This is a genomic window from Kitasatospora sp. NPDC059408, assembly GCF_042751525.1.
Lineage (GTDB): Bacteria > Actinomycetota > Actinomycetes > Streptomycetales > Streptomycetaceae > Kitasatospora.
The window spans coordinates 1-15,270 of sequence record NZ_JBHYWI010000058.1; the positions used below are offsets into that span (position 1 = coordinate 1).

Sequence of the window (15,270 nt, forward strand, 5' to 3'; positions counted from 1 at the left end):
GGGCTTTTCGGGTTCCGGGGGGCTTTGTTTCCCCCCCCCCCCCCGGGCTTTGGGGGGGCCGGGGGGGGGTTTGGGGTTTTGGGGGGGGGGGGGGGTCCCCCCCCCCCCCCCGCCCCTCGGCGTATCTTGAGCCGCATGCCTCCCAAGTCCCGCACGTACCAACCGCAGAAGGTCCGCGCCGCGCTGGCCGCCCAGACCGGGGCGCTGCGCGCCGCCGTGCGCGGCCTCACCGCGGAGCAGCTGGACCTGCCGACCAGACTGGGGAAGTGGACCGTCCGCGAGCTGCTCGCGCACCTCGCCGTCCAGCTCGACCACGTCCCCGCGCACCTGGACGATCCGCTCCAGGGGCGCCCGCCGCTGGACCTGACGGGCTGGGTGGCGGCGGTCGGTACGGTCGCGCCGCTGCTGGACGAGCAGGCCGGGGAGCGCGCCGCGGTGGACTTCGCCGGGGCCCCGGCCGCGGTGGCGGAGGCCTTCGGGCGGGCCGCCGACGCGCTGACCGGACTGCTGGAGCGGCCCGAAGCCGCCGACCCGGCACGGCGGTTCGAGATCCGGCTCGGCTCGATGACGCTCGCCGACATGCTGGTCACCCGGCTCGTCGAGACGGTCGTGCACGCCGACGACCTGGCCGACGCCCTCGGCCCCGAGGCCTTCCCGCACGACCGCCAGGCCGTCGCCGCCGTCACCCGGCTGCTCGCCGACGCCCTCGCCGCCCGGGCCCCCGGCGGCGCGGTCGAGCTGCGGATCCCGCCGTACGCCGTCGTGCAGGCCGTCGAGGGCCCCCGGCACACCCGCGGCACCCCGCCCAACGTGGTCGAGACCGACCCGCTGACCTGGATCCGGCTCGCCACCGGCCGCACCGCCTGGGCCGCGGCGGTGGACGCCGCCGCGGTCTCGGCCTCGGGCGAACGCAGTGACCTGAGCGCGTACTTGCCGGTCCTCGGCTGATCCGGCGGCTCTTCGCTCTAGCGCAGTTGCCCCGCCAGGGCCTCCGCGGCCTTGCGGAGGCCCTCACCGGTGTACGTCCGGTCCGGGGTGTCGCCCGCGGAGTCCTCGGACAGCATCAGGACGATGTCGCCCTCGCCCTTCGGGGCCAGCCGGGCGAGGGCGGCCGTGTCCGCCCCCGGCACGAGCACGGTCTGTCCGGGGCCCGGCTGGTGGTCGGCCAGTTGCCGGAGCTGGCTGACCGAGGCACGTGCCCGGCTCTGGATGCGCGGCAGCAGGAGGTTGACGGCCACTCCGGTCTTCGGGACGGCGAACAGCTCGACGGCGAGCGAGCTCCCGCCCGCCCGGTACGCGCAGGTGATGTCGGCGTTCGGGGGAGTGGCCGGGATCGACGGCATCTCCGGCGGGTGGGTCGCGCCCGTGGGCCAGGGCTGGGGCGGGCGGCCGTCACCGACCTCGCCGTCCACGGCGGACCCGTTGCCGGTGTCCGGGCCGACCGCGTCGGGGAGCCCGGCCGCCTTGAGGGCCTTGCCGAGGTCGAGGCCGAAGGGGCAGGTGTTCTGCCGGTCCTGGTGCAGCTTCTGGGCGGTGGCGCGGACGGTGTCGTACGAGAGCGCGTCGGGACCGGCCACGCCCGCGGGCGATGACGAGCAGGCGGCGGTGCCGAGCAGGACCCCGGCGGAGGCGAACACGGCGGTGAACGTGCGGCGTTGGGCAGCGGTCATGCTCGCAGGGTAGGGCGCGCTCATCGCGGGCGCGCGCCTACTCCGTCCCGATCCTGTTCCGGTACACGGGCTTTCGCGCCCGTCACGGCACCGAGGGCCCGCCCAGGTACGTCCCGTCCGCCGAGTACGGCCAGGCGTTGGGGGCGCAGCCCTTGAGGCCGTAGATCTGCTGCATCATCGCGGGCGCCGGCTTGCCGGGGCCGGGGCAGGTCTCGTGGCCGTGGCCGATCCGGTGGCCGACCTCGTGGTTGACGATCAGCGCCCGGTACTCGTCCAGCGGGCCGTCGAACTGCGGTGAACCGGTGTTCCAGCGCTTGGCGTTGACGATCACCTGGCTGCCGACGTCGCAGTTCACCTCGCCGTGGGTGTCCAGGCCGGCGGCGCCGCAGAGCCGGTCCACGGTGGCGGGCGAGGCGATCTTCACGGTGAAGTCGTACGGGCCGCTCGCGACCAGCTGGAAGCCGTTCTTGCGGTCGCTGGTCCAGCCGCGCTTGTCGCCGAGGATGCCGTGGATCTGGGTGGCGGCGGCCGTCGGGTCGATCCCGATGCCGTCCTCGACCTCGACCCGGTAGCGCCGGATGTTGCCCTTGCCGACCGGCTGGGCGGTGGCGGGGGCGACCGTGAACGTCCCGGCCCCCTTGGCGGGGCCGGGGTCGGACGCGGTGGGAGTGGGAGTCGGCGTGGGTGTCGGGGTGGCCGTCGGCGTGGGCGTCGGGGTGGGCGTCGGCGTGGCCGTCGGAGCGGGGGCGCTCAGCTCGGCCGCCGGCACGACCCGCGCCTGCGTCGTCGGCCCGGTCGCGGGCGCGGCGGAGTGGCGGCTCATCAGCACGACGACCGCCGTGGACAGGACGGCCACCGAGGCGACGAGCGCGATGAGGAGCGCGGGGCCCATGCGGCGACGCGGCGGGCGGCGTCTGCGGCCGGAGCGGGCACTCCTGCGCGAGGCGGTTCGAGCTGCGGGCACGCTCGACACCCTGACATGGAGAACGGGTGAATGTCCACATACCCGGTATGTAGCTTTCCGCCCGGTCCGGTCACCCGACGGCGGTTGACCCCTGCGGCTCGGATGGCAGACTGCACTCCATGGCGATTCACCGGAATCTACTCGACGGCCCCGAACCGACCCACCTCCCCGAGGACGAGCAGCCCTACCGCATGCTCGCGGAGGAGTCGGCCTCGCCGACCCAGGTCGCGGCCGACTTCCCGACCTTCTGCCTGGCCTGGGCCATGCTCGCCGACGACGCGTTCGCGGCCGGCCGCTACGTCGAGTCGTACGCCTACGCCCGCACCGGCTACCACCGCGGCCTGGACGCGCTGCGCCGCAACGGCTGGAAGGGCCACGGGCCGGTGCCGTGGGAGCACCGCGGCAACCGCGGCTTCCTGCGCTGCCTGGCGGCGCTGGCCCGGGCGGCCGGCGCGATCAAGGAGACGGAGGAGGAGGCCCGCTGCTGGCAGTTCCTGAAGGACAGCAGCGAAGAGGCGTACGAGGCGCTCAAGCAGTAGCCGGCCCGTCCGGTGTGAGTGCGTGAGCCTCCGAACGCGTGAGTGCCCCCGGTGGACGGACCACCGGGGGCACCGACGTTCGCGCCGCCGGGACCGGCGCCGCTACCGGGCTCACTTCAGGCGGTTGCCCGCCGAGCGCAGCTGCTGCGCGGCCTCGAGCACGCGGGAGGCCATGCCGGCCTCGGCCAGCTTGCCCCAGGTGCGCGGGTCGTAGGTGTTCTTCTTGCCGACCTCGCCGTCGACCTTCAGCACGCCGTCGTAGTTCTGGAACATGTGCGCCGCGACGGGGCGGGTGAAGGCGTACTGGGTGTCGGTGTCGAGGTTCATCTTCACGACGCCGTTCTCCAGCGCGGTGGCGATCTCCTCGGCGGAGGAGCCCGAGCCGCCGTGGAAGACGAAGTCGAACGGGTCGGTCTTGCCGTACTGCTTGCCGATCGCGTCCTGCAGCTCGCGCAGCAGCTCCGGCTTCAGCACGACGTTGCCCGGCTTGTACACGCCGTGCACGTTGCCGAAGGAGGCGGCCAGCAGGTAGCGGCCCTTCTCGCCCAGGCCCAGCGCCTCGGCGGTGCGCACGGCGTCGTTGACGGTGGTGTACAGCTCGTCGTTGATCTCGTGGGTGACGCCGTCCTCCTCGCCGCCGGTCGGGGTGATCTCGACCTCAAGGATGATCTTGGCGGCGGCGGCCTGGGCGAGCAGCTCCTGGGCGATCTCCAGGTTGTCGGCCAGGGTCTCGGCCGAGCCGTCCCACATGTGCGACTGGAACAGCGGGTTCAGGCCCTTGGCGACGCGCTCGGCGGAGACCGCCAGCAGCGGACGGACGTAGCCGTCCAGCTTGTCCTTCGGGCAGTGGTCGGTGTGCAGCGCGACGGTGATGTCGTACTTGGCGGCCACGATGTGGGCGAACTCGGCCAGCGCGACGGCGCCGGTCACCATGTCCTTGTTGTGCTGGCCGCCCAGGAACTCCGCGCCGCCGGTCGAGATCTGGATGATGCCGTCGCTCTCGGCCTCGGCGAAACCGCGCAGCGCGGCGTGCAGCGTCTGCGACGAGGTGACGTTGATGGCCGGGTAGGCGAACTTGCCCGCCTTGGCCCGGTCCAGCATCTCGTTGTAGACCTCGGGAGTTGCGATGGGCATGCGATCCGCTCCTGTCGGGTTGCGGCGTACGGACGGTGCTGTCCGACGCTGGGTACGCCTTCGTGACGACTCCGGGGTACCGGCCGCCGATGCGCGGCTCTGCGGGTCCGGCACACCGGTACCAAGGTTCGGGGCGACCACCGCGGCAGACAACGAGGGTGTTTTGCGACCGCGGACCGGACGCCTGTGTCATCTTCCCAGACTCGTGCTCGCAGGTCAGCAGGAGCCCGCCAGTCGGAACGGCGCTCGGGGGGGCGTACGCGGAGACCGCCCGCAAGGTACGACCGCTATCCTGCGCCCGTGGACTACAACCAGCTGGCCGTCAACCTGCTCGACGCCAAACAACTGATCTCGTCCCTCGGCGCCATCGGGCTTCTCGCGATCATCTTCGCGGAGACCGGCCTGCTGGTCGGGTTCTTCTTCCCGGGCGACTCGCTGCTGATCATCGCCGGCGTGGCCGCCTCGAACGCCGCCTCGTCGGTGCTCGGCGACGGCGCCAAGCTGCCGATCGCGCTCCTGCTGACCGGAGCCCCGATCGCGGCGATCGCGGGCGCCCAGCTCGGGCACCTGATCGGGGCGAAGGTCGGACCGAGGATGTTCGACAAGCCCGAGTCGAAGATCTTCCGCCGCGAGTACGTGATGAAGGCGGAGGAGTACTTCACCAAGTTCGGACCCGGCAAGGCCGTCGTGCTCGCGCGCTTCATGCCGATCGTCCGGACCTTCCTCAACCCGGTCGCGGGCACCCTGGAGATGCCCGCCCGGACGTTCTTCCTGTGGAACGTCATCGGCGGCGTGCTGTGGACCGAGTCCATGCTGCTGATCGGCTACTTCTTCGGTGACGCGCTCGCCCCGGTGATCGACAAGTACCTGATCCCGGCGGTCCTGCTGATCGTCCTGCTCTCGATCTCGCCGATCCTCATCGAGGTCCTGCGGGAGCGCAAGAAGAAGAAGGCCGGCGGCGGCGTGGAGGCCGTCGGCGACACCGCGCAGAGCGCCGGCGGGCGCCACCGGCGCGGCTGAGCGCACACCGGCGGAACGGCGGAGGGGCCCGGTCCTTGTTCCACGTGAAACACGTGGGACGGGACCGGGCCCCTCTGACGTTCTCGGGGTGCTGCCGGGGTGCTGCGGGGGTCCTGCCGGGCGGACTACAGGCCCAGGTCGGCCGCGGTGTAGGCGGTCACGTACGGCAGGCCCTGCGCCTCGACGGCGGCGGCGCCACCGCGCTCGACGATCACCGCGACGCCGACCACCTCGGCGCCCGCCTCGCGCAGCGCCTCGACGGCGGTCAGCACCGAGCCGCCGGTGGTGGAGGTGTCCTCGACCGCCAGCACCCGGCGGCCCTTCACGTCCGGGCCCTCGATCCGGCGCTGCAGACCGTGCGCCTTGCCCGCCTTGCGGACCACGAAGGCGTCCAGCGTCCGGCCGCGCGCGGCGGCGGCGTGCAGCATCGAGGCGGCGACCGGGTCGGCGCCCAGGGTCAGCCCGCCGACGGCGTCGTAGTCCAGGTGCGAGGTCGCGTCCAGCATCACCCGGCCGACCAGCGGGGCGGCCTCGCCGTCCAGCGTGATCCGGCGGAGGTCGACGTAGTAGTCGGCCTCCTTGCCGGAGGAAAGGGTGACCTTGCCGTGCACGACGGCCTTGTCCTTGATCTGTGCCAGCAGGGCGTCGCGGTCGTTGCTCATGAGCGTTCAGTCTAGGGCCCGACCCGCGGCGCCCGCCCGCCGGGCAGCAGCGAGTCGGCCCGCGGCCCGTGGACCTACTTGCGGCGCAGCGCCCGCACCAGCACCACGGCGCCGCCCAGCAGGGCCACCCCGCCGCCGATCACCCACGGCACCGCACTGCGGCCGCCCGGGCCGGGCACCACGATCCCGCCGGCGTCGCCGCCCCAGCGGGACGCCGCGCGGGCGCGGGCGCTGCGGGCCGGCAGGGCGGGGGCGTAGCGGCCGCGCGGCGGGGCGTGGTCGACCTCCTCGGCGGAGCGGCCGACGATGCTGCGGCGCACCGGGCCGGTCAGCACCGGCTCCTCCTCGTACTCGAACGGCAGCTCGGCGGGCAGCTCCTCGGCCACCGCGTCCTCGTGCTCGTCGGCGCCGCCGGTGGGGAGGCCGAAGCGCTCGGCGTCGGCGTCGGAGAAGGCGATCAGGTCGGAGAGGTCGTCGTCGAGGTCGTCGCCGGGGTGGTCCTGGTGCTCCTCGATGAACAGGACGCTGCCCCCGTCCTCCGTCCCGTCCGTCTCCTCCGTCTCCTTCGCTTCCTCCGGTGCCTCGTCCGGTGCCTCGTCCGGGGAGACGAGAGCCGCGGCGAACCGGTCCAGCAGGCGGCGGCCGGTGGCGGCGAGGGTCTCGTCGTCGCACTCGGCGAGGCGGCCGGTGGCGCTCAGGTCGCCGGTGAAGCGGACCACGGCGGTGCCCTCATCGGCCCCGGCCGCGACGCTCACCCGGACGGTGGCCGTCGCCTCGCCGGTGCCGCGCGCCTCCTGGCCCTCGGCGAGCACGGTCAGCACGCCCTCCCGGCCCTCGATCAGCGACAGCACGCCCTTGTACGTGATGGTGGAGCCGCCGATCCGCACCCGCAGCCGGCCCGCGATCTCCTCGGCCGGCCCGCCGCCGACGGCCGTCGGCTCGGTGCTCAGCCCCGGGACACTCCGGGCCAGCACGGCCGGATCCTGCAGCGCCTGCCGCACCAGCTCGGCAGCCATCGGGACGACAACCTCATGCTCCATGCCACGGAGCCTACCGACCCAACCGCACCCGGTCCCCACCTACCGCCCACCCGTTTTCCCTACCCCGCCGAACACCCCCCACCCGCACCCGCACGCCATTCGGCCATACGTGGTCCGGCTCACCCGCCCCGGCACCGTGATCCGGTCACAGTCCCGCAGGGAGAGCGGCCTGCACGGGAAGTCGATCCCGCCGACTTCCTGTGCGGCAGTGGCTTCGGGCGCTTGCTCTGCCGGGCGGCGCTGGAAGTCGACCTCACCGACTTCCTGTGCGGCGGCGGCTTTGGGCGCCCGTGCTGTTGGGCGCTCGTGGCTTCGGGGGCGGGGTTGTGCTGGCGCCTGGTGCCGCTTGCGCTGGAAGTCGGTCCTGCCGACTTCTTGTGCGGAGGCGGCGTCGGATGCCCGTGCTGTTGGGCGGTGCTGGAAGTCGACCTCGCCGACTTCCTGTGTGGTGGTGGCTTTGGGCGCCTGTCCTGCTCGGCACTGGTGGTTTCGGGGGCGGGGTTGTCCTGGCGCCTGGTGCCGCTTGCGCTGGAAGTCGGTCCTGCCGACTTCTTGTGCGGAGGCGGCGTCGGATGCCCGTGCTGTTGGGCGGTGCAGGAAGTCGACCTCGCCGACTTCCTGTGTGGTGGTGGCTTTGGGCGCCTGTCCTGCTCGGCACCGGTGGCTTCGGGGGCGGGGTTGTCCTGGCGCCTGGTGCCGCTTGCGCTGGAAGTCGGTCCCGCCGACTTCCTGTGCGGCGGCTGCTCTCCGTCGTGGTCAGCGGGGGCCCAGCAGGCTGAGGGCGGCTGGGGGGTGGGTGGGGCGGAGGGCGGTGAGGCGGGTGGCCGAGGTGTGCAGGGTGGCGGTGGTGAGGGCGCGTGGGGGTGGGGCGTCGGTGGCGAGGGCGAGTGGCGGTTCGGCGTCGGAGGCGAGCAGGAAGTCCTGGGTGCCCTCCGCCGCTGCGGCCCGGCAGCTCGCCGTGGCGCTGCCCTGGACGGCGTACGGGACGGTCCGCAGGCCGGCCGCCCTGAGCCCGGACTCGGTCTGCCAGAGCCCGTGCCCCTCGGCGCCGGCCCGGACGGCGATGCGGCCGCCGGGGGCGAGCAGCCGGGTGGCGAGGCCGTAGAACTCCTGGGAGTGGAACTTGACCGGCCCGCCGTCGTCGGGGGCCGGCAGGTCGGCGACGACGACGTCGTACGGGCGGTCGTCGGGGGAGCGCCGCAGCCATTCCAGCGGGTCGGCGGCGGTGGTGCGGACCCGGGGGTCGTCGAGGGAGTGCCCGGCGAGGGCGGCGAGGCCGGGGTCGGTGCGGGCGAGTCCGGTGAGGGTGGCGTCGGGTTCGACGACGTGCACCGTGCGGACCCCGCCGTGCCGGAGGACCTCCCGCAGGGCGAGCCCGTCGCCGCCGCCGAGGAGCAGCACGCGGGCGTCCGGTCCGGCGGCCATGGCGGGGTGGACGAGGGCTTCGTTGCGGCGGTACTCGTCGGGCCCGCAGACGGCGAGCCGGCCGTCGAGGTAGAGCCGGAGGGGGCCTTCGGCGGGCCCGGTGAGGACGATCTCCTGCTGGCGGCTGTGTGTGGCGTAGCGGACCCCGGGGCCGTAGAGGGCGTGCCGGGCGGCGTCCTCGATGGCGTCGGAGCCGGCGGCGGCGCCGGCGAGGAGGGCGAGGACGAGACCGCCGACGGCCCAGAGCAGCAGTCGTATCCGGGGGGCCGGTTCCTCCCGGAACAGCCAGAGCACGACGGCGGCCCCGGAGACGGCGTTGACGGCGCCGGTGACGAGGGCGCCGGTGCCCGGGCCGAGGCCGGGGAGGATGAGGAACGGGAAGGCGAGGCCGCCGATGAGCGCGCCCACGTAGTCGGCGGCGAAGAGGTCGGCCGCGGCCCGGCCGGCGTCCTCGCGGCGGATCCGCTGGATGAGGGTCATCAGGAGCGGGATCTCGGCGCCGATGAGGACGCCGATCAGGCAGGTGAGGCCGACCATGGCGGCCTGGTAGCGGCCGATCCAGGCCCAGCAGGAGTAGAGGGCGAGGACGGAGAGGCCGCCGGTGAGGGCGAGGGCGCACTCGACGAGGGCGAAGGCGGTGGCGGGGCGGCGGGTGAGGCGCTTGGCGAGCAGCGAGCCGAGTCCCATCGCGAAGACCATGACGGAGAGCACGACGGAGGTCTGGGTGACGGTGTCGCCGAGCAGGTAGTCGCCGAGCGCGACGAGTTCGAGTTCGTAGACGAGTCCGCAGGCCGCGCAGACGAACGCGGCCAGCAGGACGGTGAGGCGGGCCAGCCGGGGGCGGGAGCGCAGCCGGGACCGGCGGCGGGCGGGCAGCGGGGTGAGGTTCCGCCCGGGCCGGGGTGGGCTGTCGTCGTCGAGGTCGACGCCCGGGTGCGTGGGCGGACCGGCTGGATGATTGATCACGAACAAACGCTAGGGGACGTGCGGGACGGATAGCTGCACCCATCCGACGGACAGTGCGGGACACCCGGTTGACGAATCGTTCCTGCGTGCGATTCAAGGGCTATGGCGGGTTGGTCGCCGCCCACCGGGCCGGTGTGGTTCACGGCTGCGCGAGCACGAGCGAGGAGCGGGTGCAGACCAGCTGCCCCTCCTGCGGATAGGCGTGCCAGGTGCGCCAGAGCAGCCGGTCCGCGCCGCCCTGGGTGACCAGTGCGGTGAAGGCGCTCGGGTCGCCGGGGAAGATCCCGGCCAGGCCGCGGGGGTGGCCCTCGACGAGGGCGAGGAGCTCCTGGGCGCGGGCCGCGAAGTCGTGCGGCGGGAGGACCTCGATCCGGGCGGCGAACTCGTACTCCCAGCCGCCCACCTGTTTGGCCACCCGGGCGGGCAGCGGGGTGCGGCGGCCGGGCAGGCAGGCGACGGTCTCCAGGCACTCGCCCGGGCCGGCCGCGATGACCACCTGGTGGGAGGCGCCGAGCAGCCGCAGCTGGAGGGTGCCGGTCGTGCCGGGGCGGCCGTTGCCGTCGAGTCTCAGGTCGCGGACCGCGAGAGCGGGCAGCGGGTCGCCGCCCAGGCACCACGCCAGGTCACCGGCGCGGGTGTCCGTGTAGGAGGTCTGCAGTGTGGTGAGCATGCTCGGCTCCGCGTTTCAGCTCCGTGCGCGCCCGCCGAAGCAGCAGCGACTAGGCCTAGGCGATTGGCGAGGCTGTTCGTGGCTGTGCGGCGCTGGGCGCGGCCGACCGTGGAAGGAAGGATTCCGGCTGGAGATTCAGCAGCAGAGAAGCATGAATACGCCGGGTCCGTCGGTGATTTACCCAACTTTGTCAAGCATTCACCGTTTCGAGCACACCTGCTTCCCGGCTCTGATCGACCCGGTGTGCGAGTTTGCACAGCGTGCGCCCCATGCTCCGGGTTGTGCGCCGTGCGCGCGGGTTGTGCGCGGTCTGCGCGCCCGAATGCGCCACCGCCCGCCGGGTGGTGGATCCGGCGGGCGGCGGGGTGTGCCCGGGAGGCGGGGGAGGTTGCCCAACGGGCATCAGCTGATATCAACGAGGCTTATATGGAAGGCGAGTTGACGAATCATCAGCTCTCTCTCCCGCGCGGTCTCCGGCCTCCCGAGTACCTGTCGACGGGAGGTCAGAGCCGCTGGAGCCGCGCGACGGCCTCGGTGAGCACGTCGTCCCGCTTGCAGAAGGTGAAGCGGACCAGGCTGCGGCCGGCGTCCGTGTTGTCGTAGAACACGGCGTTGGGGATCGCGACGACGCCGCAGCGTTCGGGCAGGGCCCGGCAGAACTCGATGCCGTCCTTCTCGCCGAGCGGCGTGATGTCGGTGGTGATGAAGTACGTGCCTTCGGGGCTGAAGACGCGGAAGCCGGCCGCCGAGAGCCCCTCGGCGAGCAGGTCGCGCTTGCGCAGCAGGTCGGCCCGGAAGGTGTCGAAGTACTCGTCGGGGAGGCCGAGTGCCTCGGCGACGGCGTACTGGAAGGGGCCGGCGCTGACGTAGGTCAGGTACTGCTTGGCGGTGCGGACGGCGGAGACGAGGGCCGGGGCCGCCGTGACCCAGCCGACCTTCCAGCCCGTGAAGGAGAAGGTCTTGCCGGCCGAGGAGATGCCGACGGTGCGCTCGCGCATGCCGGGCAGGGCGGCGATGGGGTGGTGGGTGGCGCCGAAGACGAGGTGCTCGTAGACCTCGTCGGTGATCACCAGGAGGTCGTGCTCGACGGCGAGGGCGGCGATCGTCGCGAGCTCGTCGGCGGTGAGGACGGTGCCGGTGGGGTTGTGCGGGGTGTTGAGGAGCAGGAGGCGGGTGCGCGGGGTGATCAGGGCGCGCAGTTCGTCCAGGTCGGGGCGGAACGCGGGCGCCCGCAGGGTGAGCGGCACGCGCGTGGCGCCGGCCATGGCGATGCAGGCGGCGTACGAGTCGTAGAACGGCTCGAACGCGATCACCTCGTCGCCGGGCTCCAGCAGCGCGAGCAGGGCGGCGGCGATGGCCTCGGTGGCGCCGGCGGTGACGAGCACCTCGGTGTCCGGGTCGTAGGCGAGGCCGTAGAAGCGCTGCTGGTGCTCGGCGATCGCGGTTCGCAGCTCCGGGATGCCGGGGCCGGGCGGGTACTGGTTGCCCTTGCCGGTCAGCACGGCGTCCGCGGCGGCCCGGGCGATCTCGCGGGGCCCGTCGGTGTCCGGGAACCCCTGCCCGAGGTTGATCGAGCCGGTGGCGGTGGCGAGGGCGGACATCTCGGCGAAGATCGTCGTCCCCATGCCCGCCAGCCTGCGGTTCAGCAGCGGCCTCGTACCCATCACTGGAACCGCACGCCGGGCCGGGACGCCGACCTGCTCGCCCGCGGTGCGCGGTCGGGGGCCGGGCCCCCCCGGGGGGGGGGGGGCGGGCCGTCCCTGGTGCGCGGGGGAGGGGATCAGGCCTCGTCGGTGCCCTCGGGGGCCTCGCCCTGGCCCTCGTCGCCCTCGATCTCGTCCTGCAGGCCGAGGCGCTCGACGATCCACTGCTCGAAGCCGACCGAGGCCTGGGTCCAGTTGGCGGTGGTGGTGACGAAGTAGTCCAGGTTGACGCCGGTGCCGACGATCATCTGGGCCTCGCCGATCAGGCGGACCACGCCGTCCTCGTGGGTGTGGGTGTAGACCTTCGGCCAGAGGGTCTCGCGGTTCCACTCGTCGATCAGGTCGAGGATCTCGCCCTTCTTCTCCAGCGGGTACGCGCGGTCGTAGAACGCGCGAACCGCGAAGAGCTCCTTCTGCTCGCCGCGGAACATGTAGTAGACGCGGAAGCCCTCCCAGGGAGCGGTGAGGTCGCCCTCCTCGTCCACGACGTGCTTGAGCTGCATCTGGTCCAGCAGCTGGGTGACCAGGGCCTGGTCCGGGACGACGATCGGCGGCGGGCCGGCCGGTCGTCCCTGGCCGCCGGGCTGTCCGCCCTGGGGGACGCCGAACGACGGGATGGACGACGGGTCGATGCTCATGGGGTCCTCTTCCTCGGTGCACGTGGTGGCCGGCAAGAGAGGCCGCCCTTTCCACCTTCCATCCTGCCTCATCCCGGGCGCGCCTCACAGGGGTACCCGGCCGTCCGTCGATCTTCGTACCGGGTGGTGTTCCGGGCCCCGAGCACGGCGTTCTCCGACGTGCGGACGGGCCGCCGCCCCGGGGGAGCGGCGGCCCGTGCGGCGGTCCGGGCGAGGCCTCCGACTACTTCTCCAGCGGCCCGCGAGCGCGGACGGTGAGCCGGTCGTGGTCCTCGTCGCGCTCGACGAGGACGGTGTCGCCGTCGTGCACCTGGCCGGAGAGGATCGCCCGCGCCAGCTGGTCGCCGATCGCGGACTGCACCAGCCTGCGCAGCGGGCGGGCGCCGTACGCCGGGTCGTACCCGGTGAGCGCCAGCCAGTCGCGCGCGGCGGCGGACACGTCCAGGGTGAGCCGCCGCTCGCGCAGCCGCTCGCCGAGGCGGGCCACCTGGAGGTCGACGATCCGGCTGAGCTCGGTGGTGCCCAGCGGCTCGAAGACCACGATGTCGTCCAGCCGGTTGAGGAACTCCGGCTTGAACGCGGCCCGGACGGAGTCCAGCACCAGCTGCTTCTTGCGGTCCTCCGGGGTGGCCGGGTCCACCAGGAACTGGCTGCCCAGGTTGGAGGTGAGGATCAGGATCGCGTTGCGGAAGTCCACCGTGCGGCCCTGGCCGTCGGTGAGCCGGCCGTCGTCCAGCACCTGGAGCAGCACGTCGAAGACCTCGGGGTGGGCCTTCTCCACCTCGTCCAGCAGCACGACGCTGTACGGGCGGCGGCGGACCGCCTCGGTGAGCTGGCCGCCCTCCTCGTACCCGACGTACCCGGGCGGGGCGCCGACCAGGCGGGAGACGGAGTGCTTCTCGCCGTACTCGCTCATGTCGATGCGGACCATCGCCCGCTCGTCGTCGAAGAGGAAGTCGGCCAGGGCCTTGGCGAGTTCGGTCTTGCCGACGCCGGTGGGGCCGAGGAACAGGAAGGAGCCGGTCGGGCGGTCCGGGTCGGCGATGCCGGAGCGGGTGCGGCGCACCGCGTCCGACACGGCCTGCACGGCCTCCGCCTGGCCGATCAGGCGCTTGCCCAACTCCTCCTCCATGCGCAGGAGTTTGGCGCTCTCACCCTCCAGCAGGCGGCCGGCCGGGATGCCCGTCCAGGAGGCGACGACGTCGGCGACGTCGTCCGGGCCGACCTCCTCCTTGACCATCGAGGTCGACGTGTCCTGGTCCGCGGCGCGCTCCTGGGCGTCGGTGAGCTCCTTCTCGGCGGCCGGGATCTCGGCGTACATCAGCTTCGACGCGCGCTCGAAGTCCCCGTCGCGCTGGGCCCGTTCGAGTGCGCCCTGCAGGTCGTCCAGGCGCTCCTTGAGCTCGCCGACCCGGTTGAGGCTCTTCTTCTCCTGCTCCCAGCGCGCCGTCAGCACGCTCAACTGCTCGTTCCGGTCGGCGAGATCGCGGCGCAGCCGGGCGAGGCGGTCGACCGAGGCCGGGTCCGACTCCTTCTCCAGCGCGAGCTCCTCCATGCGCAACCGGTCGACGGAACGCTGGAGTTCGTCGATCTCGACGGGGGAGGAGTCGATCTCCATCCGCAGCCGCGAGGCCGCCTCGTCGACCAGGTCGATCGCCTTGTCGGGCAGGAAGCGGGAGGTGATGTAGCGGTTGGACAGGGTGGCCGCGGCGACCAGGGCCGCGTCCGCGATCTGCACCTTGTGGTGCGCCTCGTACCGCCCCTTGAGGCCGCGCAGGATGGCGATCGAGTCCTCCACGCTGGGCTCGCCGACCAGCACCTGCTGGAAGCGGCGCTCCAGCGCCGGGTCCTTCTCGATCCGCTCGCGGTACTCGTCCAGCGTGGTGGCGCCGACCATCCGCAGCTCGCCGCGGGCCAGCATCGGCTTGAGCATGTTGCCGGCGTCCATCGCGGAGTCGCCGCCGGCGCCCGCGCCGACCATGGTGTGCAGCTCGTCGATGAACGTGACGACCCTGCCGTCGCTCTGCTTGATGTCGTTGAGGACGGCCTTGAGCCGCTCCTCGAACTCGCCGCGGTACTTGGCGCCCGCGACCATCGCGCTGAGGTCCAGCGCGACCAGCCGCTTGCCGCGCAGCGACTCCGGCACGTCGCCGGCGACGATGCGCTGGGCCAGGCCCTCGACCACGGCCGTCTTGCCGACGCCGGGCTCGCCGATCAGCACCGGGTTGTTCTTGGTGCGGCGGGAGAGCACCTGGACGACCCGGCGGATCTCCTGGTCGCGGCCGATCACCGGGTCGAGCTTGCCGTCCCGGGCGGCCTGGGTGAGGTCGGTGCCGTACTTCTCCAGCGCCTTGTAGGTGCCCTCGGGGTCCGGCGAGGTGACCCGGCCGCTGCCGCGCACGTCCTTGAACGCGGCCAGCAGCGCCTTGGGCGTCGCGCCCTGGCGCACCAGCAGCTCGGCGACCGGCCCGCCCTCGGCGGCCAGGCCGACCATCAGGTGCTCGGTGGAGACGTACTGGTCGTCGAGGTCGTCGGCGCGCTTGCCGGCCTCGGTGAGCACCGCGATGGTGTCCCGGGCGAGCTGCGGGGCGGCGACCGTCGAACCGCTCGCGCTGGGGAGGGCGGCGAGCTGGCGGCGGGCCTCGGCGTCGATCCGCGCGGCGTCGGCGCCGACCGCCTCCAGCAGCGGCCCGGCGATGCCCTCGGACTGCTCCAGCAGGGCGATCAGGATGTGCACCGGCTTGACGTCCGGGTTCCCGACCGCACCGGCCTGCCGGATCGCGGCGGACAGGGCGTCCTGCGTCTTGGTGGTGAACTTGCTGGCGTCCACTGCTGGGGG

13 protein-coding genes are annotated in these 15,270 nt (G+C 73.1%); 3 read left to right on the forward strand and 10 right to left on the reverse strand.

The features are described from left to right. The first annotated feature begins 135 nt into the window (after positions 1–135). Positions 136–948 (forward strand): sterol carrier family protein, encoded by an 813-nt coding sequence (locus tag ACFXDE_RS30800; protein WP_380497941.1) that lies wholly within the window; start codon positions 136–138, stop codon positions 946–948. A gap of 17 nt (positions 949–965) precedes the next feature. On the opposite strand, the gene ACFXDE_RS30805 is transcribed toward ACFXDE_RS30800, so the two are convergent. Together ACFXDE_RS30805 and ACFXDE_RS30810 are read right to left on the reverse strand one after the other, a co-directional pair. Further along, positions 966–1,670, reverse strand: a complete 705-nt coding sequence (locus ACFXDE_RS30805; protein ID WP_380497942.1) for a hypothetical protein — start codon at positions 1,668–1,670, stop codon at positions 966–968. Positions 1,671–1,752: 82 nt separating this feature from the next. Beyond that, positions 1,753–2,562: a DUF3152 domain-containing protein gene (locus ACFXDE_RS30810; RefSeq protein ID WP_380445542.1), complete on the reverse strand. Its 810-nt coding sequence runs from the start codon at positions 2,560–2,562 to the stop codon at positions 1,753–1,755. Positions 2,563–2,753: 191 nt separating this feature from the next. Between ACFXDE_RS30810 and ACFXDE_RS30815 the strand changes: the two genes are divergently transcribed. Continuing rightward, complete coding sequence (locus tag ACFXDE_RS30815) at positions 2,754–3,173, forward strand: DUF3151 domain-containing protein (RefSeq protein ID WP_380445541.1); 420 nt, start codon at positions 2,754–2,756, stop codon at positions 3,171–3,173. Positions 3,174–3,284: 111 nt separating this feature from the next. Here ACFXDE_RS30815 and fbaA read toward each other — a convergent pair whose 3' ends face one another. Continuing rightward, a complete protein-coding gene (gene fbaA, locus ACFXDE_RS30820; protein ID WP_380497943.1) occupies positions 3,285–4,307 on the reverse strand; it encodes a class II fructose-bisphosphate aldolase in 1,023 nt (340 codons plus the stop codon). Between the two features lie 300 nt (positions 4,308–4,607). On the opposite strand from fbaA, the gene ACFXDE_RS30825 reads away from it, so the two are divergent. After that, positions 4,608–5,327 carry a DedA family protein gene (locus ACFXDE_RS30825; RefSeq protein ID WP_380445539.1) on the forward strand — a complete coding sequence of 240 codons (720 nt, stop codon included), beginning with the start codon at positions 4,608–4,610 and terminating at the stop codon, positions 5,325–5,327. Positions 5,328–5,452: 125 nt separating this feature from the next. Here the strand turns inward: ACFXDE_RS30825 and pyrE are convergent, their stop codons facing one another. From pyrE to clpB, 7 genes are all read right to left on the reverse strand, one after another. After that, positions 5,453–5,989 carry an orotate phosphoribosyltransferase gene (pyrE, locus tag ACFXDE_RS30830; RefSeq protein ID WP_359970438.1) on the reverse strand — a complete coding sequence of 179 codons (537 nt, stop codon included), beginning with the start codon at positions 5,987–5,989 and terminating at the stop codon, positions 5,453–5,455. A 74-nt stretch (positions 5,990–6,063) separates the two neighbouring features. After that, entirely contained in the window at positions 6,064–7,029 is a 966-nt protein-coding gene (locus tag ACFXDE_RS30835) for a carbon monoxide dehydrogenase (RefSeq protein ID WP_380497944.1), read from the reverse strand. 756 nt (positions 7,030–7,785) lie between these two features. Continuing rightward, positions 7,786–9,420 carry a polyamine aminopropyltransferase gene (locus ACFXDE_RS30840; RefSeq protein WP_380497945.1) on the reverse strand — a complete coding sequence of 545 codons (1,635 nt, stop codon included), beginning with the start codon at positions 9,418–9,420 and terminating at the stop codon, positions 7,786–7,788. A 139-nt stretch (positions 9,421–9,559) separates the two neighbouring features. Continuing rightward, a complete protein-coding gene (locus ACFXDE_RS30845; protein ID WP_380445536.1) occupies positions 9,560–10,090 on the reverse strand; it encodes a DUF2617 family protein in 531 nt (176 codons plus the stop codon). 503 nt (positions 10,091–10,593) lie between these two features. Continuing rightward, on the reverse strand, positions 10,594–11,754 hold the full coding sequence (locus tag ACFXDE_RS30850; protein WP_380445535.1) for a pyridoxal phosphate-dependent aminotransferase: 1,161 nt from the start codon (positions 11,752–11,754) through the stop codon (positions 10,594–10,596). Positions 11,755–11,870: 116 nt separating this feature from the next. Next, on the reverse strand, positions 11,871–12,431 hold the full coding sequence (locus ACFXDE_RS30855) for a YbjN domain-containing protein (protein WP_380446453.1): 561 nt from the start codon (positions 12,429–12,431) through the stop codon (positions 11,871–11,873). A gap of 223 nt (positions 12,432–12,654) precedes the next feature. Beyond that, entirely contained in the window at positions 12,655–15,261 is a 2,607-nt protein-coding gene (gene clpB, locus ACFXDE_RS30860; protein ID WP_380497946.1) for an ATP-dependent chaperone ClpB, read from the reverse strand. Positions 15,262–15,270: the final 9 nt, after the last annotated feature.

Excerpts from the sequence above, each read along its gene's own strand:
- ACFXDE_RS30800 (WP_380497941.1), top strand. The coding sequence starts at position 136 with ATGCCTCCCAAGTCCCGCACGTACCAACCGCAGAAGGTCCGCGCCGCG.
- ACFXDE_RS30805 (WP_380497942.1), bottom strand. The coding sequence starts at position 1,670 with ATGACCGCTGCCCAACGCCGCACGTTCACCGCCGTGTTCGCCTCCGCC.
- ACFXDE_RS30810 (WP_380445542.1), bottom strand. The coding sequence starts at position 2,562 with ATGGGCCCCGCGCTCCTCATCGCGCTCGTCGCCTCGGTGGCCGTCCTG.
- ACFXDE_RS30815 (WP_380445541.1), top strand. The coding sequence starts at position 2,754 with ATGGCGATTCACCGGAATCTACTCGACGGCCCCGAACCGACCCACCTC.
- fbaA (WP_380497943.1), bottom strand. The coding sequence starts at position 4,307 with ATGCCCATCGCAACTCCCGAGGTCTACAACGAGATGCTGGACCGGGCC.
- pyrE (WP_359970438.1), bottom strand. The coding sequence starts at position 5,989 with ATGAGCAACGACCGCGACGCCCTGCTGGCACAGATCAAGGACAAGGCC.
- ACFXDE_RS30835 (WP_380497944.1), bottom strand. The coding sequence starts at position 7,029 with ATGGAGCATGAGGTTGTCGTCCCGATGGCTGCCGAGCTGGTGCGGCAG.
- ACFXDE_RS30845 (WP_380445536.1), bottom strand. The coding sequence starts at position 10,090 with ATGCTCACCACACTGCAGACCTCCTACACGGACACCCGCGCCGGTGAC.
- ACFXDE_RS30850 (WP_380445535.1), bottom strand. The coding sequence starts at position 11,754 with ATGGGTACGAGGCCGCTGCTGAACCGCAGGCTGGCGGGCATGGGGACG.
- ACFXDE_RS30855 (WP_380446453.1), bottom strand. The coding sequence starts at position 12,431 with ATGAGCATCGACCCGTCGTCCATCCCGTCGTTCGGCGTCCCCCAGGGC.